20 protein-coding genes are annotated in these 24465 nt (G+C 59.8%); 12 read left to right on the forward strand and 8 right to left on the reverse strand.

Annotated elements, in window-relative coordinates; all coding sequences use genetic code 11:
• The first annotated feature begins 2 nt into the window (after positions 1 to 2).
• The gene (fdhF, locus tag F568_RS0111885) at positions 3 to 2891 is read left to right on the forward strand and encodes a formate dehydrogenase subunit alpha (protein WP_019018953.1); all 2889 of its coding nucleotides are present in this window, start codon (positions 3 to 5) and stop codon (positions 2889 to 2891) included.
• Between the two features lie 90 nt (positions 2892 to 2981).
• Positions 2982 to 3239 (forward strand): formate dehydrogenase subunit delta, encoded by a 258-nt coding sequence (locus F568_RS0111890; protein WP_026300507.1) that lies wholly within the window; start codon positions 2982 to 2984, stop codon positions 3237 to 3239.
• Between the two features lie 695 nt (positions 3240 to 3934).
• Here the strand turns inward: F568_RS0111890 and F568_RS0111895 are convergent.
• Positions 3935 to 4294 (reverse strand): hypothetical protein, encoded by a 360-nt coding sequence (locus tag F568_RS0111895; protein ID WP_019018955.1) that lies wholly within the window; start codon positions 4292 to 4294, stop codon positions 3935 to 3937.
• A gap of 245 nt (positions 4295 to 4539) precedes the next feature.
• Between F568_RS0111895 and F568_RS0111900 the strand changes: the two genes are divergently transcribed.
• Both F568_RS0111900 and F568_RS0111905 read left to right on the forward strand, forming a co-directional pair.
• Positions 4540 to 5079, forward strand: coding sequence for an isochorismatase family protein (locus tag F568_RS0111900; protein WP_019018956.1), 540 nt, complete (start codon positions 4540 to 4542; stop codon positions 5077 to 5079).
• A gap of 168 nt (positions 5080 to 5247) precedes the next feature.
• Positions 5248 to 5607, forward strand: coding sequence for a hypothetical protein (locus F568_RS0111905; RefSeq protein ID WP_019018957.1), 360 nt, complete (start codon positions 5248 to 5250; stop codon positions 5605 to 5607).
• Between the two features lie 377 nt (positions 5608 to 5984).
• Here the strand turns inward: F568_RS0111905 and F568_RS0111910 are convergent, their stop codons facing one another.
• The gene (locus F568_RS0111910) at positions 5985 to 6728 is read right to left on the reverse strand and encodes a Crp/Fnr family transcriptional regulator (protein ID WP_019018958.1); all 744 of its coding nucleotides are present in this window, start codon (positions 6726 to 6728) and stop codon (positions 5985 to 5987) included.
• A 227-nt stretch (positions 6729 to 6955) separates the two neighbouring features.
• Here F568_RS0111910 and F568_RS0111915 point away from each other — a divergent pair, with 227 nt between their 5' ends.
• Positions 6956 to 7921, forward strand: coding sequence for a zinc-binding metallopeptidase family protein (locus tag F568_RS0111915; protein WP_019018959.1), 966 nt, complete (start codon positions 6956 to 6958; stop codon positions 7919 to 7921).
• A gap of 364 nt (positions 7922 to 8285) precedes the next feature.
• On the forward strand, positions 8286 to 8489 hold the full coding sequence (locus F568_RS0111920) for a cold-shock protein (protein ID WP_019018876.1): 204 nt from the start codon (positions 8286 to 8288) through the stop codon (positions 8487 to 8489).
• Positions 8490 to 8689: 200 nt separating this feature from the next.
• Here F568_RS0111920 and F568_RS22835 read toward each other — a convergent pair whose 3' ends face one another.
• Positions 8690 to 9025: a DUF1127 domain-containing protein gene (locus F568_RS22835; RefSeq protein WP_156817431.1), complete on the reverse strand. Its 336-nt coding sequence runs from the start codon at positions 9023 to 9025 to the stop codon at positions 8690 to 8692.
• 157 nt (positions 9026 to 9182) lie between these two features.
• On the opposite strand from F568_RS22835, the gene F568_RS0111930 reads away from it, so the two are divergent.
• Positions 9183 to 10082, forward strand: coding sequence for a LysR family transcriptional regulator (locus F568_RS0111930; RefSeq protein ID WP_026300508.1), 900 nt, complete (start codon positions 9183 to 9185; stop codon positions 10080 to 10082).
• Positions 10083 to 10119: 37 nt separating this feature from the next.
• On the opposite strand, the gene F568_RS0111935 is transcribed toward F568_RS0111930, so the two are convergent.
• The 3 genes from F568_RS0111935 to aptA form a co-directional block, all read right to left on the reverse strand.
• A complete protein-coding gene (locus F568_RS0111935) occupies positions 10120 to 10371 on the reverse strand; it encodes a hypothetical protein (protein ID WP_019018962.1) in 252 nt (83 codons plus the stop codon).
• Positions 10372 to 10624: 253 nt separating this feature from the next.
• On the reverse strand, positions 10625 to 12115 hold the full coding sequence (locus tag F568_RS0111940) for a CoA-acylating methylmalonate-semialdehyde dehydrogenase (protein ID WP_019018963.1): 1491 nt from the start codon (positions 12113 to 12115) through the stop codon (positions 10625 to 10627).
• 33 nt (positions 12116 to 12148) lie between these two features.
• A complete protein-coding gene (aptA, locus tag F568_RS0111945) occupies positions 12149 to 13492 on the reverse strand; it encodes an omega-aminotransferase AptA (RefSeq protein ID WP_026300509.1) in 1344 nt (447 codons plus the stop codon).
• 168 nt (positions 13493 to 13660) lie between these two features.
• Between aptA and F568_RS0111950 the strand changes: the two genes are divergently transcribed.
• Entirely contained in the window at positions 13661 to 14581 is a 921-nt protein-coding gene (locus tag F568_RS0111950) for a LysR family transcriptional regulator (RefSeq protein ID WP_019018965.1), read from the forward strand.
• A 44-nt stretch (positions 14582 to 14625) separates the two neighbouring features.
• A complete protein-coding gene (hglS, locus tag F568_RS0111955; RefSeq protein ID WP_019018966.1) occupies positions 14626 to 15987 on the forward strand; it encodes a 2-oxoadipate dioxygenase/decarboxylase HglS in 1362 nt (453 codons plus the stop codon).
• A 50-nt stretch (positions 15988 to 16037) separates the two neighbouring features.
• Here the strand turns inward: hglS and F568_RS0111960 are convergent, their stop codons facing one another.
• Entirely contained in the window at positions 16038 to 18080 is a 2043-nt protein-coding gene (locus F568_RS0111960; RefSeq protein WP_019018967.1) for a CocE/NonD family hydrolase, read from the reverse strand.
• Positions 18081 to 18139: 59 nt separating this feature from the next.
• Complete coding sequence (locus F568_RS0111965) at positions 18140 to 19441, reverse strand: ATP-grasp domain-containing protein (protein ID WP_019018968.1); 1302 nt, start codon at positions 19439 to 19441, stop codon at positions 18140 to 18142.
• 353 nt (positions 19442 to 19794) lie between these two features.
• Here F568_RS0111965 and F568_RS0111970 point away from each other — a divergent pair, with 353 nt between their 5' ends.
• The 3 genes from F568_RS0111970 to iadA are packed head-to-tail and all read left to right on the forward strand — an operon-like array spanning position 19795 to position 24451.
• Entirely contained in the window at positions 19795 to 20649 is an 855-nt protein-coding gene (locus F568_RS0111970; RefSeq protein WP_040476278.1) for a cyanophycinase, read from the forward strand.
• Complete coding sequence (gene cphA, locus F568_RS0111975) at positions 20646 to 23285, forward strand: cyanophycin synthetase (RefSeq protein ID WP_019018970.1); 2640 nt, start codon at positions 20646 to 20648, stop codon at positions 23283 to 23285. The genes F568_RS0111970 and cphA overlap by 4 nt, the downstream gene beginning before the upstream one ends.
• Entirely contained in the window at positions 23282 to 24451 is a 1170-nt protein-coding gene (gene iadA / locus F568_RS0111980; protein WP_019018971.1) for a beta-aspartyl-peptidase, read from the forward strand. Before cphA ends, iadA begins: the two co-directional genes overlap by 4 nt.
• The last annotated feature ends 14 nt before the right edge of the window (positions 24452 to 24465 follow it).

Consider the following 24465-nt stretch of genomic DNA (forward strand, 5'->3'; position numbering starts at 1 on the left):
TCATGACGGTGAGTATCTACGAACCCGATTTAGGCACCCCCGCCCCCGCGTGTGGCGGAGCGCCCGTAACGCTTGAAATCAATGGCATGCCGGTTACCGTACCGGAAGGTACCTCGGTGATGCGTGCCGCCGCCGAGGCGGGGCTTTCCATCCCCAAGCTTTGTGCTACCGATAGCCTCGACGCCTTCGGCTCCTGCCGCTTGTGCCTTGTCGAGATCGAGGGCCGTCGCGGCTATCCCGCGTCCTGTACTACCCCGGTCTCTGAGGGCATGGTCGTGCGTACGCAGACCGATGCCCTGGCCCGGCTGCGGCGCAACGTGATGGAGTTGTACATTTCCGATCATCCGTTGGATTGCCTGACCTGCTCGGCCAACGGCAACTGCGAATTGCAGGACATGGCCGGTGCAGTCGGCCTGCGTGAGGTGCGCTATGCGCCGGGCGAGAACCATCTTGCGGCCGAGGTGGATACCTCCAATCCTTATTTCCAGTTCGACCCCTCGAAATGCATCGTCTGTAGTCGCTGCGTCCGCGCCTGTGACGAAGTGCAGGGGACCCTGGCACTGACCATTGATGGCCGAGGCTTTGCGTCCATGGTGTCGCCGAGCGCTCAGGACAGCTTTGCCGAGTCGGAGTGCGTGTCCTGTGGTGCCTGTGTGCAGGCCTGCCCGACAGCGACACTGATGGAAAAATCGATCGTCGACCGGGGCCAGCCCGAGCAGGCCGTTATCACCACCTGTGCCTATTGTGGCGTGGGGTGCAGCTTCCGCGCCGAGGTAAAGGGCGAGGAGGTTGTGCGCATGGTGCCGCACAAGGACGGCAAGGCCAATCATGGCCATTCCTGCGTCAAGGGGCGTTTCGCCTGGGGGTACGCCACCCATCCCGATCGCATCACCACGCCGATGATCCGCCGCTCTATCGATGAGCCTTGGCAGGAAGTGAGCTGGGAGGAGGCGATTCGCTACACGGCCGACGAGTTCCGGCGTATTCAGGCCGAGCGTGGCAGGGATTCGGTCGGGGCGCTGACCTCCTCGCGCTGCACCAATGAAGAGACCTACCTGGTCCAGAAACTGGTGCGCACTGCCTTCGGCAACAACAACGTCGATACCTGTGCGCGTGTCTGTCATTCGCCGACCGGCTACGGATTGAAAGCCACGCTGGGGGAATCGGCCGGTACGCAGGATTTCGACTCGGTGCATCAGGCCGACGTGATTTTCGTCATCGGCGCCAACCCCACCGATGCTCACCCTGTGTTTGGCTCGGTGATGAAGCAGCGCTTGCGCGCCGGGGCCAAGTTGATCGTGGCCGACCCACGCACCATCGATCTGGTGCGTTCGCCGCATATCGAAGCGGCGCATCATCTCAAGCTCAAGCCCGGCACCAACGTGGCACTACTGAATGCCCTGGCGCATGTCATCGTCACCGAGGGCTTGGTCGACGAGGCATTCGTAGCCGCACGTTGTGAGCCGGATAGCTTCGCCCAGTGGCGCGAGTTCGTGTCGCGCCCCGATAATTCGCCTGAACGTCTGAGTGGCGAACTCGGCATTCCCGCAGGGGAGCTTCGCGCCGCGGCAAGGCTATATGCCACGGGTGGCAATGCCGCCATCTATTATGGCCTTGGGGTGACCGAGCACAGCCAGGGGTCGACGACTGTCATGGCGATTGCCAACCTCGCCATGGCCACCGGCAACCTCGGTCGCCCCGGGGTGGGGGTCAATCCGCTACGCGGACAGAACAACGTGCAGGGCTCCTGTGACATGGGCTCCTTCCCGCATGAGTTGCCGGGGTATCGCCATGTCTCGGATACGGCCACTCGCCAGCTTTTCGAGCAGGAGTGGGGGGTAACCCTCGACCCGGAGCCGGGGCTGCGCGTTCCCAACATGCTGGATGCGGCATTGGCCGGCCAGTTCCATGGACTCTATCTGCAGGGCGAGGACCCGGTACAGTCCGACCCGAACACGCAGCATGTGCAGGCGGCGCTCAAGGCCATGCAATGCGTGGTGGTGCAGGATCTGTTCCTCAACGAGACGGCAAAGTACGCACACGTCTTCCTGCCGGGGGCGTCCTTCCTCGAGAAGGACGGGACATTCACCAATGCCGAGCGGCGAATCTCGCGCGTGCGTCGAGTCATGCGCCCGCGGGCGGGCAAGGCCGATTGGGAAGTGACAGTGGCGCTGGCCGAGGCACTGGGATACCCGATGCCTTATGCACATCCCTCCGACATCATGGACGAGATTGCGCGGCTGACGCCGACGTTTACCGGCGTAAGCTATGCCAGGATCGATGAGCTCGGCAGTATCCAGTGGCCCTGCAACGCTAGCGCCCCCGAAGGTACGCCGATCATGCATGGTGAGCAGTTCGTGCGTGGGCTGGGTCGGTTCATGCTGACCGCGTACGTACCCACGGAAGAACGCACCAGCCGCAAGCGGCCGCTTCTGCTCACCACGGGGCGTATCCTGTCGCAGTACAACGTCGGCGCGCAGACTCGGCGCACCGGCAACGTTCATTGGCATGCGGAGGACAGGCTCGAAATCCATCCCAGCGATGCCGAAAACCGCGGCATTCACGATGACGACTGGGTCGCGATCACCAGTCGCAGCGGGGAAACGACACTGCGCGCGCTGGTCACGGAGCGGGTGCAGCCGGGCGTGGTCTACACCACGTTTCACCATCCCGAATCCGGGGCCAACGTCATCACCACGGATAATTCGGACTGGGCGACCAACTGTCCGGAGTACAAGGTCACCTCGGTCGAGGTGGTGAAGGTGATGCAGCCGTCGGACTGGCAGCGCGAGTACAGTGAGTTCACGGCACGACAACAGGCTTTCTTGCCTGGAGCGGCTAGTGCGGAGGCTATCGCCGAGGGTGGTGTCCGGGTACGGCTTCCTACCTGATTCGGCAGTGGACGAGTACCGGCCAGGGACGGCTGAAGGATATCAACAACATGGTTCGCGCATTCTGTGTCGCGTGACAGGAGAACGGCTGTGACCCCAGAAAAACTTGTCCGTATGGCCAACCAGATTGGCGCCTATTTCGAGGCTGACCCGCAGCCGGAGCATGCCCGCCAGCAGATCGCTGAGCATATCAAGAAATTCTGGGCTCCCACCATGCGGCGCACCCTGGTCGATTCCCTTGACCAGGGGGCTGCATCGGAGCCTCAGTTGAATGAGCTAGTCGCGCAGGCAGTCGTGGAGCATCGTGAGCTTCTGGTGGGCCGCAACCCTGAGCGGGTAAGTTCATAGCCAGCTTTTAGCGTCGAATCAGCCCTCATGGCCATAGCCATGAGGGCTGATTCCGGTATCGACCGGTATTGCGCTGCATCTTCCAGTGAAATCACCTGAGCATTGACGATTTCGGCGATGTTGAGCCTGCCGCGCAGGATGGCCTGCATGAGCTGACGGTTGTACTGCACCGCTGATGTCTGTTGGCAGCTATTGAGCCAGGTAGACGCCCGATCAACCGAGCCAGCGTGGTATGCAACACAGGGGCAACTTGGCGGGACTGCGCTGGTAGGCCGGATTACGCTTACTATCGTTGATCTCTTACATGGCCACATAACATAGGTTGAATAATAAGCCAGCCATGTCTGCCAGACTGCTTTTCGTCGAGCAAAGGAAGGCTCAGCAAGGAAGATTGAGCCAGGAAGGCTCTGCAGCACCCCAAGGATGCATGGACAGGATGTCTGTGTTGGGACTCAAGGAAGATGGGCCAGGATGGCTCTGGTGTCACCCAAGGAAGCGCGGGCAAGAAGCCGGCGATGGTTTGATTCAAGGAAGACGGCGCTAGAAGCGCAAACCCGGTCATCATTGGCCGGGTTTATTTATTTCCGGTCGAGATAGCCTGATTCCTGGGTTATCACAGAATTACCGATGCCCTTCATTCTGCCTCCCGCATCAGTGCGAGTAAGGCGCGTTATCGCGCATAAAGCGGAGGATTGTTATCTCTCTTCCTCGTCAATCGGGTTATTGATGCGTTCGACGGTGACCCGGTGGTGGCTCATGTGGGCCATGGCCGTTGCTCCGCTTTTCGCTTCCGCTTCGGCGTCTTCCAGCGTGCGTGCTTTCAATTCGTATTCGAGGGTTTCGCCGTCCACGTTGAAGGTCGCTGAGTAGCCACCCGCTTTTCGGCACGCCACGGCAGCACGGCGGCTAAGCTCGCGGTCAGCCTGTGCCCACTGGTTGATTAGCTCAGCCGGTGCGCCGTCGCCATCGTTATCCAGCATGTCGATGCGGTCGCTCAGGTCATCTGCCAGGGCGCGCAGTTCGTCATCACTCAAGCTTTCAGGGCATTTAGTCATTGATGGGCCTCCAGGCGTGTAAGTTTCAAGCCTATGCCATAACGGTAGGCATGATGCGTTCGTCGCGGTAGGCGGACAGGCGGTAGGATAGGTGTGCATGTCGGCATCGCCTCACAGGGGAGGCTTGTGAGCACGGTCTCGGGACGCCTCCAGCACTTTGGTGCCTGCCTAACCTTTCCAGTCCAGCATCGAGCAATGTAAACCGCTTATCAGGCGTACTAGCTAAACGATAAACAGGAGATGTTATGTCAAGGTTATGTGGGGCTGCGCGCTCGGTGCTAATCCTTGTCGACTTTCAGGAAGGCCTGTTGCCTGTCATTCAGGATGGCGAAGCTGTTGTCGAGCGCGCGGTGCTGCTCGCGAAAGCGGGAAAAGAATTGGGAGTCCCTATCCTGGGAACCGAGCAGAATCCTGAAGGCCTCGGAGCTAACCATCCTCAGATTCGTCAGCTAAGCGACCAAACCTTCGCTAAGACGTATTTCGATGCCTGCAGCCAGCCCGGCTTTTTATCCTACCTCGAGCCTCACCGAGATGAACTGATTATTGCTGGCTGCGAAGCTCATGTTTGTGTGCTGCAGACCACCCTTAGTCTGATCGAACACGGCTACCGCGTCAGGCTGGTGGCAGATGCCATTGGCTCACGGCGTTCATCGGATAGGGAGGTGGCGATAGCTAGAGCCGGCGCTGCCGGTGCAACAGTGGTGACAAGCGAAATGGTGATTTTCGAATGGATGCGTCATAGCGGTCATCCATCGTTTCGGTCAGTGCTGGCGTTGGTGAAGTAGGGCGACCAGTGCCCCTCCTGCCCAGCAGCTTCCTGGTGCAGTCGGTATGCCGGCATCAAGGCTAAACTGAAAAGTGGATGCAAGCCATGATGGTTAAGCGTGAGTGACCCTGGGGGACGTTGTGCTGCCCTTGCAAAGGTCGCAAAGATACTTTCTGAGGTTCCAGCCATGAGCAACCGCTACGAAGACCTGTCTCTCGACGAGCTGCGCGTCTTGCATGACGAACTGGGTGATGAAATAGACCTGTTCGGTACCGAATCCGCATCCGATGATCTGCTGGAAAAGGAACATCAGGTGGGCCGAGAGATCTCCCGCCGTGAAGCTGACGAGGTTCGACGGGTCGGAGGGTATGCAGCAGAGCTGGTCGTTGTGGAAGATGGCCAGGCGGTAGATCGATTCGAGTACGCACTGAAGGCAGAGAACCAGGAAGACGCCGAGGCGGAAGCCCGGTCAGGGGCTGGATCGATGGCATCGATAACCGGCCACGACGTGCGTGTGGAGGCTATCAAGGGGCCGCTGGTGGACTGATGGGCTGGCTCGACTGAACATTCGTCTTAATCGTATGCGTCGTGGCGGCAATCTCTTACACGTTTGAGGCACATAGGTTAGTACGAGGGTCACAATACCTGCGTATCATGAGACCTGTAGAGCAAGGATGCTCAAGCAAGGAAGACCGAGTACATGGATGACTCAAGGCACCAAGGATGCACGGGCAGGAAGCCTGTGGTGGTAGCAAGGAGTGCAGTGCAAGATAGCCCGGCCCGAGTGGCCGGGCTTTTCTTTTTGCACAGCACCCGCTTCCGGTTCACTTCGCTCTATGCTTTGCACGAGTCGGTGAGCGTCAACTTGGGCTGGCCCTCGTTCCTCCTCGAGGCCAGTAGCTTCACCTCCCGATCAGGTAAGACTCATGCTGCATCGCCCCCTTCCAGATGAAGGTAGAGAGGGTCGAACTCGCCCGCTACCGTCAACTTCTCCCAATCAGGGATGGTCACCTGGGTTCTCTTGGTCTGGATCAGCCCATCGGCACGAAGCGCCTGTAGCACTCGGTTCACATGGACAGAGCTGGTACCAATCACGTCTGCCAGTTCAGCCTGGGTAATTGGCAAATCGAAGAAGCCGTCCTCAACAAGCCCTACTGCCTCTAGGCGCATCAGGAACTCGCAGAGAAGATGGGCCATCCGGGTGTAGGCCTCGCGCCGCCCGATATTGAGCAGCCACTCACGGAAGATCGAGGCGTCTACCAGCGTCTCGCGCCAGAAGGCAGCGGTAAGGCGAGGATAGTGTTCACACACGCGGCGCAAATCCTCATGCTGGATGAACCCGACCGTGCAGGGGCTGATCGAGGCAATGCTGTTGTCCATGACCTTTAGGTGCAGGCTTTGCAGGTCCGGGATGTCTCCGGGGACATGCAGGGCCATGATCTGGCGCTTGCCCTCGGAAGTCAGCTTGTAGACACAGGTGAAACCCTCGAGGACCAGGCAGCACTGGGACGGGCGGTCGCCGATACGCACGATGTCCTGATCATCCTTGAGGCTTATGACCTGTATTGGCAAGTCCCGGAGCGCCTGCTTCTCCTCGTCGGAGAGAGTGAAGATGCTTTCCAGCTTGCGAATCATCAGAATGTTGGGGAAGTGGGGGTCTGCGGTCATGCTTGCGCTCCGTGCCTGAGGCAGGAATGAAGCCCGTGGCCACAGTGTCCCTGCTCATCTGGTTGAACACCATTTTCGAGTTGCAGACGCTAATTATGATGCACAGCCGGATGTGCTTTCCATGCGTCTCATACGCAATAGATGAGGATTTGGCGCTCGCTTTAAAGGGCAGGGCTTCTATTCTTAAGACATGTCGTCCTTTGCGGCCCTTCTCACGGAAACCTGTTATGCGCGTTTTTTCCAATCCCGTCGGTTCCGGCTCACTCTGGTTCGACAACCTCGCTACCGCAGATGGCACTCCCGTCGCTTACGACCCGCAGGCGCGGGCTTTCCTGCCCATGCCGCCCTTCTGCGCCAATCGTGACGTGATCAGTTGTAACTGGATCGCTCCCGAGCATGGCGCATTCTGCCGGTCCTGCGCCATGACGGCGCTGGCTCCAGATCCCTCTATTCCCAATGCTATCCCTAATTGGGCGCAGACCGAGGCCGCCAAGCGCTGGGCACTCGATAATCTGGGACGTTGGAGCTGGTTCCGGCCGGAGGATCCGGGCGCTCCCCCCGTGTTCCATATGCTTGCCGAGGGGCCAACCCCGGTGCCCATGGGGCATGTCGAGGGGGTGGTGACTATCAGCGTGGCCGAGGCGGATCCTGTCCTGAGAACTATCCGTCGCCAGGCGCTTGAGGAGCCCTACCGAACCATGATTGGCCATATGCGTCATGAAATAGCGCATATGATCTGGTGGCGGCTCAGCTTGCGTGCTGATTTCCTCGATGCCTTCCGTGCCATGTTCGGAGACGAGCGGGCGGATTACCCAGCCGCACTCCAGCAGCATTATAACGACGGCCCACCTCCCGACTGGAAGCAACGTTTTCTGACTACGTACGCCTCCGCGCATCCACACGAAGACTGGGCCGAGACGACAGCGCACCTGCTGCACCTGACCGATATCGCTGATAGCTTCGTTGCGGCGGGCCTGTCCTCGCCCCAGTTACCGAGCCCGAACTGGGATCCCTACTCGGAGCCGGATGCCGAGCGCCTGATCTATGTTGCTGCTTCACTGTCTGTCGGCGTCAATCATGTCAATCGCTCGATGGGGCTCTCGGACCTGTATCCCTTCGTGTTGTCAGACATCTCGCGACGTAAGCTTGCCTTTGTCCATGACTGGCTGCGCCGGGGGGCCCAGGGACGTTGATAAGGCTGTAGCTGGCCTTGGCCGAATGATGCGTAGTGCGATAGATATGAATCCAGTAGCAAGCATGAGCGTTATCCTTGTATAAGCGCTCGTAGAGCCCTGACAGGCGCTTTATTGGCAGTCTCGACCCCCTGATCGCATCTCGCCATAAAATCCGTCATAACGCCTCGGTGAGCTTTCTTCGGTATGTCTGCTTGACTGCTTTAATTCGGTGTGGCATGATGCGTTCAGTTGGTTAGCAAGATGTATATGTCAGTTGTAATCGAATCATTCGGTAGCCTGGTTATATCCCTTGTTTTGCCCACTTCATCTGGGGTAGCACCCGGCAATCGCATAAAGCGCCTAGCGCGTAAGGAATTCGAACATGGCAACTGGCACAGTTAAGTGGTTCAACGACTCCAAAGGCTTCGGTTTCATCTCTCCCTCTGACGGCGGTGATGACCTGTTTGCCCACTTCTCTGAAATTCAGGCTGACGGCTTCAAGTCCCTGCAGGACGGTCAACAAGTCTCTTTTGACGTGACCCAGGGCAAGAAAGGCCTTCAGGCTGCGAACATTAAGCCTCTCTAACTCCGGTTAGTCTGCGCTTTCGAGCCGTAAGGCTTCGAGCACAAAAGCCCGCTTACGCGGGCTTTTGTGTATCTGTATGTCTGGTTTCTGAGTGGCTCTTTTCCATCGGCTGCCACAAGGACGCGACTGTCATCCTGACCTACCAAGGGCCTGCTTACGCTAGCAGGCCCGTTTCATTTCGATAGCGGCCCTTATAAGTGCTATCTGTCCTGGTTCATGATCGTAGTTCTGAGCTCTGGTGTTGCATTGCGGAGCTGCTCCAGCGCCTTGAGAGCGTCCTGGCGCAAGGGTAGACGAAGAGCCCATTCGATATCGCTGCGCTGGTAGCCCATGTCACGAAGAATCGTGTCGTCATGGGTCAGCAGGGGCAGAACGTGTTGGCGGAAACGCCTCCGCCGACGCCAGGCCTGCCATGTGGTTTTCAGTGCCGCCGCCAGGCCCAATGGCGGCATGGCGGGCATGTAGAAATCCCTCATTGGCGGGGGCGGGTTCGGTGACTTGCGTAACGAACGGCGAACGTGTTCGAGATCGGACATGACGATATCTCCTAACGACGACCAGGAATGGTGTCGCTGTTGAAACGGCTTGGAATCGTTGAGGGTCGCGACCTCATTGACAGGATGCGCGGTGCGAATGGTTCAGACAAACAAAAAGGACTACACTCTCAGTTCAGTAAAACTGAACGGTACTGGCATGACGCTCTCCTCTCCATCGGTCAATCGACGTACCCTGCCATTGCTGGATACGGACGTGCTTCGCATGTTCGTCGCCATTGCCGATAGCGGTAGTTTCACGCAAGCCGCACGGCAGGTGTACCGCACGCCATCGGCACTGAGCATGCAGGTCAAGCGGCTCGAAGAAACGCTCGGCCAGGCGCTGTTCGTACGCGAAGCGCGACGGGTAAGGCTGACGCCGGAGGGTGAGGTCTTGCTGAGCTATGGCCGGCGCCTGCTCAAGCTCAACGAGGAGGCCGTTACCCAGTTTCTCGCGCCACCCCTGGAAGGTACGGTGTGCTTCGGTACGCCCGATGACGTAGGGTCGCGCATTCTGCCCCGCGTTCTCGCGCAGTTTGCGCGTTCGCACCCTGCCGTACAGGTCAATGTCGTTGTCGGGCGTAGTGTGGACATGGTTGAACTGTTGGCACAGGAAGAGCTTGACCTGATTCTACTCACGGCCGGCTACGATGCATTGACGGAGGAGCGTGGCGAGATCGTCCATTCGGAGCCGCTGGTCTGGGCAGGGCTGGAGGGTGGTTCCGCTGTGCGGCGTTCGCCCTTGCCGCTGGCCTTGGCGAACCACGGGTGTGCCTGGCGTAGCATGGCGCTGTCCGCGCTGGATCAACAGGGATTGCCCTATCGTATTGCCTACTCCAGTGAGAACTGTACTGCACAAGAGGCGGCGCTATTGTCCGACCTGGCAGTGGCTCCCTTCCCGCACAGCATGGTGCGGTCGCCGCTGCGCAAGCTGGGAGCGGAGTCAGGCCTGCCGACGCTCGGCGATTACCAGATCATGATGATTCGCAGGGCGGGGGCAGGAGCGGCTAGCGAGGCGCTTGCCGGGCACGTGAAAGATGCCTTTCAAGCGCTTCGCTGAGCAAGCAGTCTTCAAAGCGCCCTGCATTCTAGCCTCGTCACTGCATGGCCAGTAGATCGAGTATCGTGTCGTCCTTGGGCGTGAATGTATCGCTGTCGTCCAGGCTCACGAGCTGTCCGTGATCATACTTGACGACGCGGCCATCCGAAGTGAAAAGCTCGATGGGTCCCAGCAGGAAATCCGCTTCCCCGTTAACGGGCGTGGCATCGGCGCCGAACTGAACAAAGGCGATCAATGTAGCAGCCTCGCCACTTCGGTCCATTGCTGAAAACTCGAAGGCCTCGATCATATCCACCTCCAACCTTGCTCTTATTGTCTTTCAAGGTAGCGTCTGCTTATGACTATCCTGTGTCCAGGCATACTAGCTAAGCTAATTGGTCCATCTTTCGTTGTCCAGTATATGTGGAATCAATTTCCAAAAAATTAGAGCCTGGTCAATAAGGGAGCATTTAGGTAGTTCAGATTTTAGTCTCGCTATCCGCGGGGCCTGCCGCCGAACCAGCTAGGCTGGCTCAGCGACCTCTCGTCACTCCCTTCGGCGTTTAGGAAGGAAAGGAGAACTGGGCATTCTCGCGGACGCCTGCGGATGGCCAGCGCTGGGTGATGGTCTTGCGCTTGGTATAGAAGCGCACGGCATCCGGGCCGTAGGCAGCCAGGTCGCCGAACAACGAGCGCTTCCAGCCACCAAAGCTGTGATACGACACAGGCACCGGCAGCGGCACGTTGATACCGACCATGCCTACTTGGATATTGTCGCTGAAGTAGCGGGCCGCCTCGCCGTCGCGAGTGTAGATACAGGTACCGTTACCATACTCGTGATCGTCGATCAGCTTCATGGCCTCCTCCATGGAATTGGCACGGACTACCAGCAGGACCGGTCCGAAGATCTCTTCCTTGTAGCAGGTCATCTCGGGTGTCACGCGGTCGAGCAAGGTGCCACCAACGAAAAAGCCGTTCTCGGCGCCGTCTACCTTGGGCCGGCGCCCGTCCACCACGACCTCGGCTCCCTGCGCTTCGGCACTGTCGATGTAGCCCACCACCTTGTCGCGGTGGGCCCCGGTGATCAGCGGACCAAAGTCATTAGCCTCGTCCGAGAACACGCCGACCTTGAGGCTTTCCATTTGGGCCTTCATCTTGCCGACGAGGGCATCGGCGGCTTCATCACCCACGGCTACCGCCACGGACAGCGCCATGCAGCGTTCGCCGGAAGAGCCGAAGGCGGCGCCAGTGAGGGAGTTGACCGCATAGTCCATGTCGGCGTCGGGCATCACGATAGCGTGGTTCTTGGCCCCGCCCAGTGCCTGGCAGCGTTTGCCATTGGCGCTCGCGCGCGTGTAGATGTACTCGGCGATCGGTGTGGAACCCACGAAGCTTACGGCCTGGACACGCGAGTCATCCAGCAGGGTATCGACGGCTTCCTTGTCGCCATTGACCACGTTCAGCACGCCGGCGGGCAGGCCTGCCTCCAGAGCCAGCTCGGCAATATAAAGCGTCGAGGTCGGATCACGTTCGGAGGGCTTGAGCACGAACGTATTACCACAGGCGATAGCCATGGGGTACATCCACAGCGGGACCATAGCCGGGAAGTTAAAGGGGGTGATACCGGCGACCACGCCCAGCGGCTGGAACTCACTCCAAGAATCGATGCCGGGGCCGGTGTTCTTGCTGTACTCGCCCTTGAGCAGTTCCGGCACGCCGCAGGCATACTCCACGTTTTCAATGCCACGCTGCAACTCGCCCTTGGCATCGTGGCAGATCTTGCCGTGCTCGAGGCCGATCAGGCGACAGATTTCGTCGGCATGCTGCTCCAGAAGTTCCCTGAAGCGATACATGATGCGCGCGCGCTTGGCCGGTGGGGTGTTGCGCCAGGCCGGGTAAGCAGCTTGGGCTGCCGCGACGGCTTCTTCGACGGTGGCCTTGCTGGCCAGGCGCACCTGGCCGGCGACCTCACCGGTAGAGGGATTGAAAATGTCTTGTGTGCGGCCTTCGCTATCGTTGCGGGTGCCGTTGATCAGATGGCCGAGAATCGTCATGTGATACCTCTAATTGGCGTTGTTTAGAAATGGTCAGTCGAGTTCGGTGATGGCGTCGCCAAGCGCATTGATGAGCCGGTCGATCTCCTCGCGCTCGACAATGAAAGGCAGGCCGAGCTGGATGGTGTCGCCACCGTAGCGAACGTAGAAACCCTTTTCCCAGCACTTCATGGCAATTTCGTACGGCCGGCGGGCCGGCTCGCCAGGGTAGCTCTCGATCTGCAGGGCGCCGGCAAGGCCGTAGTTGCGGATATCGCTGATATAGCGGGTGCCCTTGAGGCTATGTAGCGCATCCTCGAAAACAGGGCTCACCTCCTTGACGCGATCGACCAGGCGATCATTCTCCAGCACGTCCAGCGCGGCAAGTGCCGCGGCACAGGCCACCGGGTGCCCCGAATAGGTATAGCCATGGGGAAGCTCCAGCATATAGTCGGCTCCCCCTTGTTCCATGAAGGTCTGATAGATGTCTCGTTGCACGATAACCCCACCCATGGGCACGGCACCATTGGTCAGCTGCTTGGCGACGTTCATGATGTCCGGCACCACGCCAAACTCCTCGGCGCCTGTCATGGATCCCATACGGCCGAAGCCAGTAATGACTTCATCGAAGATCAGCAGGATGTCGTGCTGGTCGCAGATCTCGCGCAGGCGCTGCAAGTATCCCTTGGGCGGCGGGAGCACCCCGGCCGAGCCGGCCATGGGCTCGACGATTACGGCGGCAATGTTGGAGGCATCATGTAGCGCGATCAGCTCCAGAAGCTCCTCGGCACGCTCGACGCCCCGCTCGGGCATGCCCCTCGTGAAGGCATTTTCCTTCAGCAGAGTGTGGGGCAGATGATCCGCATCGACTCCTTGGCCGAAGAGGGTGCGGTTAGCCCCGATACCGCCCAGACTGAAGCCACCGAAATTGACGCCGTGATAGCCCTTGGCCCGGCCGAGGAGCTTGGTCTTGGTGGGCTTGCCCTTCTTTCGCCAGTAAGCGCGAGCAATCTTGAGCGAGGTATCGGCACTCTCGGAGCCTGAGCCCGTGAAGAAGACGTAATCCAGCCCTTGCGGAGTCAGCCCGCGTATACGGTGAGCCAGTTCGAAGGCCTTGGGATGGCCGTATTGGAATGCCGGCGCATAGTCCAGTTGCCGGAGCTGCTGCGCAACGGCCTCGGCAATCTCGGGGCGGCCATGCCCGGCACCACAGGTCCACAGCCCGGACAGGCCATCATAGATGTGACGTCCATCAGCATCAGTAAAATAGCTACCTTCGGCACCGACAATGATCCGTGGATCACGTTTGAATTGACGGTTACCCGTATAGGGCATCCAGTAGGCGTCCAATTGGTCTGGGGTCAAACCTGCGGCGTGATGAGACATTGACTCTGACATGATGTCGCCCTCGTTGATTTCTCGTTGTAAGAGGTTCTTTCAGCATGCTAGGCGTGACTTTCACGACGTTAAATCCATGGATGATTAATTTCAGGTAAGCAAAAACTTAACTTTTTGCACGGCAGGCCCTAGTCTCGAAATGTTACGGCATATGAGGAGAGGCCGGCCATGCCGCCCCGTAAGGAGACGTTGTCGGGTCAGCTCAGCGATGCGGACCTGCGCTTGCTCAGAATCTATAAGAAGGTAGTGGAGTGTGGCGGCTTCTCGGCGGCGGAAGTCGACCTGAACATCAGTCGTGCCGCCATCAGTATGGCTATTAACACGTTGGAGGCGCGGCTCTCCCTGCGGCTGTGCCAGCGAGGCCGAAGCGGTTTCGCCCTGACCGACGAAGGCAAGGAGGTCTATGAGTCCTCGCTGCAGCTCCTGGCGGCAATCGAGGGCTTTCGTACGCGGGTCAACAGCCTGCATGAATGTCTCAAGGGCGAGCTCAACATTGGCATTACCGACAATCTGGTTACCATGCCGGAAATGCACATCACTCATGCCCTCAGCGCGCTCAAGGAGCGAGGCCCTGAGGTGCGTATCAACATCCGCATGATGCCGCCCCGCGATATCGAGCTGGCCGTCATGGATGGGCGCCTGCATACCGGTGTCGTGCCGGCCCTGGAGACGTTGGCCGGTTTGCATTACCGGTCGCTATACGAAGAAACCTCGCAGCTTTATTGTGCTTCGAATCATCCCCTGTTCGAGGCCGAGAAGGTAGACCAGAACTGCCTGGGGCGCTGGGATGCCGTAATACCCGCATATGCCCAGTCCCCCGAGATCCGATCAAAGCATGAACCGCTGAAGGCAGCTGCCTCGGCGACGGACCGGGAAGGCGTGGCTTTCCTGATCCTCTCCGGGCGCTACATCGGCTACCTGCCGACCCACTATGCTCAGGGCTGGATACGCGATGGCCGCATGCGCGCACTGAACCCCCGAGCTTGCCAGTATGTCACCCGGTATAGCGTCATCACTCGCAAGGGAGGGCCACCCAATCGGGTATTGAATACTTATCTCGAGGAACTGGCTCAGCTACTCCAGGCGTAGCCAGGCCCTGAAACCATGAACAAGAAACCAGGGAGGCATAATCCATGAGTCGCCAGGCATTCGTTTCCCCGAACGAGATCCGCGATCGCTTTTCCAAGGCCATGTCGGCCATGTACCAAGCCGAGGTGCCCCAATACGAAACCCTGCTCGAGCTGGTCGATCAGGTCAATAAAGAAACGCTTGAGCGTGACTCGGCATTGGCCGAGCGTCTGGCGACCCATGATGAACTGAACCGCCTGGGGGTCGAGCGCCATGGTGCCATTCGCGTGGGTACCGCCTCGGAACTGGCAACGCTGCGTCGGCTCTTTGCCGTGATGGGCATGGTCCCGGTCGGATATTACGACCTGTCGGAAGCCGGTGTGCCCGTACACTCGACGGCCTTTCGTCCTATTAATGATGACGCCCTGGCCTACAACCCCTTCCGGGTGTTTACGTCCCTGCTGCGTCTCGAGCTGATCGAGAGCGACACCCTGCGTGAGCGAGCCGCGACGATCCTGGCCGAGCGCGACATCTTTACCCCCGGAGCGCGTGAGCTGATTTCTTGTCATGAATCGCAGGGCGGGCTCACCGATGAAGAGGCCGATCGCTTCGTGAGCGAGGCGCTGGAAACCTTCCGTTGGCACCAGGATGCCACGGTGGACCTGGACACCTACGAGGCGCTACACGCCGAGCACCGACTGATAGCGGATGTGGTCTGCTTCCGGGGGCCGCACATCAATCACCTGACACCGCGCACCCTGGATATCGATGAGGTTCAGCGGCGCATGCCGCAGGCGGGAATGAATCCCAAGGAGGTCATCGAGGGGCCGCCGCGTCGTGACTGCCCGATCCTGCTGCGCCAGACCAGTTTCAAGGCGCTGGAAGAATCGACCCGCTTCGTCGGCGAACGCCAGGGCACCCACACGGCTCGCTTCGGCGAGATTGAACAGCGCGGTGTGGCACTGACCGCGAAAGGCCGTGAACTCTATGATCGGCTGCTCGGCGAGTCGCGCCGACAAACGGCGGGGCTGGACAATACCGAACACCAGCGCGTCCTGACCGAGATCTTTACCGACTTTCCCGATACGGAAGCGGAGCTGCGCCGCCAAAAGCTGGCATTCTTCGAATACCGATTGACCGAGGCAGGCCGCAACTCAGGCAAGGTGAGCGATACGAATCTCGAAGCATTGATCGAGCAGGGCCTCGTAGAGGCCCGGCCGATTACCTACGAGGACTTTCTCCCGATCAGTGCGGCAGGCATCTTCCAATCGAACCTCGGCGGCGATAACAACGAGGCCTATGCCGGCAACGCGAACCGGGACGCCTTCGAGGCCTCCCTGGAAGGCAAGGTCCTTGATGAGCTGACGCTCTACGCCGAGCGCGAGAGCGCATCTTGCCGGGCGGTGCTGCAGGCATTGCAAGGCTAATCCGGTCCGTTCACCCGCGGCCCTTGCCTTCCTTGAGGCGAGGGCCGTTTTCAGACGAGGTCGCGCGGGATTTCCTCGTCCCAACTCTTGGCAAAGACCCGGCTATCGCCTTCGTAGGCATCCAGTGTCGCCCGCAAGCGAAAGCTTTCTGCATTGGACGTCATCAATGTACGGGTCACACTTCGTACTTCCCAGTCGCCACGTCGGAAACTGCGCTCCCATTCGGTCCAGCCGCTCAGGCTGTCGTAGTTGCCGTAGGCATAGGTATAGCGCTCGACAACACGTGACGAGAGTTGGAGATCGATATCATCGAGACGGAAGGTGCCCTCGTCATTGATGACTTCGAGTGTGGTCTGATCCTTGGCCAGGTCTCGTATCACCCGCCATGCTTCTTGGCTTGGCTGTATCAGGGTCACCGCTAGCGGCGGCGCGCCCTCCGGCGGGCCGAAGTGGGGCAGGGCCGCTTCTTCCTGGGGCCGGGGCTCGCGGCATGGCAGGATCAGCCGGCAGCCGGCAGGGTGTACTGTCAGCTTGACGGGAACCGGCGATGGCCAGGCCAGCGGCCAGTAACTGGTCGAGAGCGAGAGCCGGATGGCGTTACCCACCGGAAACTTCTGCGCGATGTGTTTAAGCGGTACACGCACGCGATAACGCTTGCCGGGTTCCAGTGGCTGGGGAAATTCGTCACTGTCACGGTGAGTCAGGTTGAGCAGGCCATAGGATATCCGGGTCGCCTTGTCGTCTTCCGCAATGTCGCTGAGCCGTAGCGCCACCATGGCTACCGGTTGGTCGGCCTCGATGTCGAGCTCGACCACGGGTTGTCCGCAAATTTCGATGTCGTGATCGAGTCGTGCCGTCTGGAATATCAGCGCACCGCCATCCTCGTCGCGTTGATCGTGAGGCAGATCCGGCGGGGCATTGTAGGAACACCACTTGCCGGCATATAACCCTACCGACAGCGGCGAGCGCACAGAGAGGGGAGTATCGTCGCCCGTTACGGCAGTCGCAGGATCCTGCGGGGCAGGCACGAGGTCATGCCCGCTGGTGAGACGGAAATGCTTCGGCTCGATCCGCGGTGAAGGCCAGCTCGGTTCGGCAACCCAGCGCCCCGGTCGAAATTCATAGCGGGCCGACGGTGGAACCGATTCCTGCATCCATACGCGCAGCATCGGCTCGTCCATGATGCTCGTTTCCTTGCCCTTCAACCAATGATCCCACCAGCGCAGCGACTCCTGTAAAAAGCCGATGGCCGGGCCTGGAACGCCAAGGTGGGGGTACTTGTGCGCCCACGGGCCAACCAGGCCCTTGCGTGGCACGTCGAGCCCCGCGAGCAACCGGAACACGGCATTGCAGTAACCGTCAGCCCAACCGCTGATGGCATAGACGGGGCAGTGAATGCGTGAGAAATCCTCGCAGACCGAGCCATGCTTCCAGTAGTCGTCGCGCCGCTGATGCTGGAGCCAGGTAGCCAGCCAGAGGCCGCTATCCTCAAGGCGCTCCCGCCACATGTCCCGCCAGCGCTCGCCGACCAGTAACGGGTCGGGTGGGCAGGTATTGGCATCGAACATGGTCGAGGCCCATGACAGGTTGTCGCCGAGCAGGCAGCCGCCCATGTGGTGGATATCATCGGCGTAGCGATCATCGGTCGAACACAGCGTGATGACGGCTTTCAGCTCGGGCGGCTGCAGGGCCGCGATCTGCAGGCCGTTGAACCCGCCCCAGGAAATACCGACCATGCCGACATCGCCGGTGCACCAGGGTTGCTCACCTAGCCAGCGCAGGATTTCGACGCCATCGTCCAGTTCCTGCTGCAGATATTCATCAGTCAGCACGCCGTCCGACTCGCCGCTGCCGCGGATATCTACACGGACTCCGGCGTAGCCATGACCGGCCCAGTAAGCGTGCGTCTGAGCATCGCGCATTGCCGTCAGGTCTCGCTTGCGATAAGGCAGGTACTCGAGAATCGCCGGCACCGGATCGCTCTCGGCATCCACCGGGCGCCAGATACGCATGCCCAGCCGGCAACCATCGGCCAGCGTGATCCAGCCTTCTTCCTCCTGAACGTCGCGGGGAAAATCGCTGACGATATGCATGACCCTGCTCCCTTTACCGTAACCGGATGTCTCACGTTTCGTGCCCGTGGCGAGAACGCTCAGCCTACGATGTCATCGAACTCGAAATGTAGCTGCTCGGCGAGTCTTGCGTAGTTCTCTTCCAGTGCAACGTCATCGTCTGCGCCCATCCACACGTAGGCCAGGGCGAAGCTGTAGCTGTCCTGCTCAGGCAGGGATGACAAGCGCGTGCCCACGTCGACCTGTACCGCGATAAAGGTGCCGGGGAACGCTCGCTGCAGTGTCTCGATCTCCTCGATACTCGGCACTTTGCTGACGGTGGCATCGACGAAGAACACCCGATAGAAGAATTTCGCTGCGACCTTGAATGCCCCTTGGCGGTAAGGCATGTCTGGCAACTGTCCCAGAGCCAGGTCCACGGTCACTTGCTGATGGCTGACCCCATCGACCTTTTCGAACAGGTCGCAATGCGACTGTGCGATACGAGTATTGATTTCCAATAACCAGATACGGTCTTGCACTTCGTCCCAGAAGTATTCGATATTGAAGGCGGCATTGTCGTACCCGATATGGGCCATGACTTGGCGAGTTAGCTCTTGCATCCTTGTCTGAATGGAAGAGGGCAGGCGGGACGGATAGCGATAAGAGAAGAAGCTCAAGACTTGCGGATAGCGAATCGAATCGACGATGCCATAAGGAACGACGTCGCCTTGGAACACGTAGCCTTCGACCGTACATTGCCAGCCACCGATAATCTCCTCCGCCATACAGTGGCCACCATCGACCGAGCGTACGCCGTCTGGCAGATTGGCGTGCTCCAGCACGTAATTGAACGGCTCCGAAATCGTCCCTATGCCTTCGCATAAGCGCGCTACGGCATAGGAAAAGTCCTCGGGGCTCTCGATGCGGAAACCCAGTCGCGAGCCTGATGACTTGATGGGTTTGACGAAGAAGGGGAAATACAGACCAGCTTCGCCGATATGCTGCAGTGCCTGGACATCGAAGGGATCGAAGGCGGTAAAACGCGGAATATACTCGGCGATCACCTCGCGTTGGACGAGCCGACTCCAATACTTGTGCTCGCATTTGAGCAAGCTTTCCAGACTGGTAGAGCGTGTGCCAAATCGCTCGCAAAGCAGCGGCAACATGGTCGAGACGGGAAAATCCATGTAGCCAACGATGGCATCGATAGGCTCACTAAATTCTTTCAACTGGGTTTCGGCTCGGGCCAACATGTCTTCGATAGGAAAGATTTCCGTATCATAGACTTCCGTTGGCTCGATCACGCCATGGAACTGGTAATTCTCAGCTCCACGTAAATGCTCTAGCCGTTTACGATTGTGTTCATCCAGCCCGACAACAAACACGTTCCGAACGCTCATGATCGCCTCCTGGCGCAAGCTCGGCTGTCGCAGTTCCCGCCGCTGAGGTGCAGCAGATCGCAGGCAGGGAAAGACACTTGTCCGCCTTGGCATTCAAGCCAGGCATGGGAACGGCCAATTATCGAAGCATAGCGGTTTATCGTTGCTGCGCTGGGGCACTACGCGAGAAAGCAGGAATTTTCATTGCTCTTCAGGAGGGGGTTAGTCAGGCCCGGGGTTCGTTATTAATCTGGCTAGGGTGGTATCCGGCTGTTATAAGTGAAGACACGGGTTAAGCATCAGGCGACACGACATTACCGGTATCGGTAATGATTCAGCGTTCCTCAAAAGCGTCGCTGGGCGGCGAATGGGATATGGCTTCACACCCCCCCACCGTTTCCGGTCATATCGTGGCCATCGGCGGTGCCGAGGACAAGACCTCCGAACTCGCCATTCTTCGACGGGTTTTCGAGCTTGCTCCCGAAGACAGTGACGAAGTGGCCATCATCACCACGGCCAGCAGCATTCCTGAACAGCTCTTGCCTACCTACGAGACGGCCTTCTCTCGCCTGGGTGCAAGCCAGGTCCACGCCCTGGACATCCAGGATCGCAAGCAAGCCGCCGATGCCGACAACGTCCGGTTGATCCAGCGAAGTGGCGTGATTTTCTTTACTGGAGGGGATCAGCTTCGCCTGACCAATATCTTTGGCGGTTCAGCCACACTCCGGGCCATTCGTGAGCGTTTGAGGGCGGGTGCCGTCGTGGCGGGGACCAGTGCGGGGGCTGCAGCCATGCCTAGCACCATGATCTACAACGGTGCGGCGGCAGACGCCTTGCGCAAGGGCGCGGTCAACATGACCTTCGGTCTGGGCTTCGTCCGCGGGATGATCATCGACAGTCATTTTCTCGAGCGCGGTCGATTCACTCGGCTCATGGAAGTGGGCGCCAGCAACCCCGAGCAGCTGGGCGTCGGCCTCGGCGAGGATGCGGCGGTCATCATCCATCCTAGCCGCATCCTGGAAACCATCGGGCCTGGGCACGTCATCATCATCGATAGCCGGGATCTGGCGAGTTCCAATATTGCGGAGCTGGCCATGGGCGAGCCGGTTGCCATCGAGAACATGATCCTGCATGCCATGGTCAGTGGCCATGGGTACGACATCGATGCGCGGCGCTATCTCGTTGCCGACGAGCTCAACGCCATCCTGGCGGAGAAACACGTACGATGAATATCCTCGAGCATCGGGCGCTACGCGGCCCTAATTACTACAGCCGCTATCCGGCCATCTTCATGCGCCTGGACATCGGTGAGCTTGAGGATCGGCCGAGCGATACCATTCCCGGCATCGTCGAACGCGTCACCGAGCTTCTACCCACCCTGTACGAACATCGCTGTTCGGTAGGGCGGGCAGGTGGGTTTCTGGAGCGTCTCGAGCGGGGCACCTGGGCCGGACATGTGGTAGAGCATGTCGCGATCGAATTGCAGAACCTGATCGGCTTCTCGGTGGGTTACGGCAAGACGGTCGACTCCTACGACACCGGCATCTATAACGTCGTCTATCGCTACCGGGACGAGGCCTGCGGCCTGGCGGCCGGAGTGGAAGCCGTCGATATCGTCGCCCGGCTCTTCAACGGCGACGATATTGATATCTCATCAGTCATCACTCGCCTCAAGCACGTCCGCGACGCGCATATGCTGGGGCCGTCTACCGCGTCCATCGTGGATGCCGCCATGCGCCGCGGGATTCCCTGTGCTCGCCTTGACGAGAACAGCAGTTATGTTCAGTTGGGCCATGGTTGTCGTCAGCAGCGGATCCAGGCGACGGTGACCGGCCGCACGAACCTGATCAGCTACGGTATCGCCGACGACAAGCACTGGACCAAGCAAGTGCTCGGCGAAGCCGGTATTCCCGTGCCGCGTGGGTGCGTTTGCCACTCGATCGATGAAGCGCTCGAGGCCGCCCTCGATATCGGCTATCCCGTCGTCGTAAAACCGCTGATCGGGAACCACGGCCGGGGCGTCAGCACGGATATACACGACGAACAGGCTCTGCAGGAAGCGTTCGCTATCGCATCCCGCCGGAATTCCTCGGTCATCGTCGAGAGGTACGTCAAGGGAGAGGACCATCGACTGCTGGTGATCGATGGCAAGCTTGTGGCCGCCGCCCGGCGGCGCCCGGCGCATGTGGTCGGCGATGGACAGTCGACGCTGCAGGCACTGATCGACAGGGAGAACCAGGACCCGCGTCGCGGAATCGGCCATGAAAACCTGCTGACACAGATACAGGTGGACGAGCAGTCGCATCGACTGATCGCTCAGCAGAAGCTGACCCTCGAGAGCGTCATCCCCAAGGATGAGATCGTCTACCTGAAGCCCACGGCAAACCTCAGCACCGGGGGCACGGCGACGGATGTCACCGATGATGTCCACCCTGATGTGAAGTACACGGCGGAGCGCATCGCTCGCCTGGTCGGACTCGATATCATTGGCATCGACCTGCTCGCCGAGACCCTGACGCGCCCCTTGGAAGAGCAGTCTGCCGCGGTGGTCGAAGTCAACGCCGGACCGGGGTTTCGCATGCATCTTTCACCGACCCATGGCACGGGCCGCGATGTCGGCCAACACGTGATAGAGATGCTTTTCCCCGATAGCGAGGACACCGGACGGATACCCATCGTTGCGGTGACCGGGACCAACGGAAAAACCACCACGGTGCGCCTGATCTCGCACTTGCTCCGCCAGGCGGGACGCAGCGTCGGCACGGCTTGCACGGGGGCCATCGAGATCGACAACCACACCATCCTGCGTGGGGATTACAGTGGGCCGCAGGCGGCCGCGACCGTACTCCGCGAGCCCACCGTCGAGTATGCCGTGCTCGAGGTCGCACGAGGCGGCATCATGCGGCGCGGGTTGGGGTTTGATGAGTGTCAGGTTGGCGTACTGCTGAACATTGCGAGCGACCATCTGGGGGAAAACGACATCCGCACTCTGGATGAGCTGGCACGTTGCAAGAGCGTGGTCATCGATGCGGTCCGCCAGGAAGGGACGGCCGTGCTCAATGCCGATGATCCCCGCGTACTGGCGAGTCGGGAATGGGCCAGAGGGGATGTGATTTACTTTTCCCTGAACCCCGACTCCCAACCTGTCCGTCAGCATGTGCATCACCATGGGGTCGCTTTCACGGTACATGATGGGGCCATCGTGATGCGCCAGGGCCATGTCGAAGCCACAGTCATCCCCGTCGTGGATGCTCCCATTACGTTTGAAGGGCATGCGCGTTTCAATATTGCCAATGCCCTGGCCGCCAGCGCCGCCGCTTATGCCCTGGGGCTAAGCATCGCCGACATCCAGTTGGGTTTGCAGACGTTCCATCCCTCGCCGGGGCAGAACCCGGGGCGTACCAATCTGATCGATGCCGGCGACATGAAAGTGTTGATCGATTACGGCCATAACGTGCCGGCGCTCGAAGCCTTGAGCGAGCTCGTAAGCCGTATCCCCGCGCACCGGCGCATTTGCGTGGCCAGCGCCCCGGGCAATCGCCGCGACGAGGACCTGTTCAGCCTGGGGGGTCAGCTCGCCAGCATGCATGACTTCGTCTTTCTCTGCGAGACCGACCCGCGTGGCCGCCCCGACGGTGAAACCGTCAACCTGTTGCGCGCTGGCGCGGAGTCGGAGCCTGGTACCTGCCGAGTCGAGGTGATCATGAAAGAACGCCACGCGGTCGACAGAGCGTTCGATGAGGCCAGGGAAGGCGATCTGCTGGTATTGCTGATCGAGGACATCGACCACGCCACCGAGCGCCTGCGTGGCCGCCGGTTCCTGCCGGATACGACGACGGACAGCGACGCAGGTGGCCGATCATGATGCCCCGCAATGCGTGTACTCCCGGGCTCATGACCTTGTTGCGCGTTGGCGGTATTTTTTCACCCGATCGGCTCGAGGCGACCGACATCCTCATGGCGGGGGGGAAGATTATCGCGCTGGGAAGCGACCTCGACGTTCCCGGGGGCTGGCCTATCCACGTGGAGGAGGCGCGCCATCTTATCGCCGTTCCCGCCTTCATCGATCAACATGTCCATGTCACCGGCGGCGGGGGCGAAGGTGGTTGCGGTACTCGCTGTCCGGAAATTTCGGCCCAGGAAATCGCGTCGATGGGAATTGGTACGGTTGTGGGTGTACTTGGCACGGATGGCATCAGTCGCTCCCCGGCAGACCTGCTGGCCAAGGTACGCGGGCTTGGTGCCGAAGGTATTTGTGCCTACATGTATACCGGCGCGTATCGCGTACCGCCTCCCACGTTGACCGGCGACATTCAACGCGACCTGGCCTGGATCCCCGAGGTCATCGGCCTGGGCGAAATCGCCATTTCGGACCATCGGTCGAGCCAGCCACGCCAGGATGAAATCGAACGGATCGTCAGCGATACACGCGTCGGCGCCATGCTGGCAGGCAAGCGGGGAATCTGCCATTTCCATATCGGGGATGGAAAGCGGGGGCTGGAGCCGCTGCGTAGATTGCTGACCGAGACCGAGATTCCCGCCGACCAGGTGATCCCGACCCATGTGAATCGCCGGCGTGAGTTGCTCGAGGAGGCTGCAGATTACGCGTTAACGTTCAACGCAAGTGTGGACGTAACCGCCTTTGAAGATGCCGGTGACGGCCTTTCCAGCTTTGATGCCGTGTCCCGGTTACTTGAGCTCGGCGTTCCTCCGGCGCGCATCACCCTGAGCTCCGATTGCAACGGCAGCTTGCCTGAATTCGACGCTGAAGGTGCGTACCTGGGAATGAAGGTAGCCAGGAACACTACCCTGATTGCGGATTGGCAACGTCTCGTCCATGAAGGTGTGCTGCCTCTCGAAACGGCCTTGGGACTGATTTCCACGAACGTGGCCCGGGTACTCGGGTTACACGCCAGCAAGGGGCGCTTGGCTGTTGGTTTCGATGCCGATGTGGCCCTACTCGACAGCGAACTTCAGCCACAGCAGACGTTTGTATCTGGGAAATCCGTTTTCAAGACAATCAAGCGCTAGTCAGGATAAAACCA

Origin of the sequence: Modicisalibacter luteus DSM 23508 (genome assembly GCF_000378505.1) — a bacterium.
Lineage (GTDB): Bacteria > Pseudomonadota > Gammaproteobacteria > Pseudomonadales > Halomonadaceae > Modicisalibacter > Modicisalibacter luteus.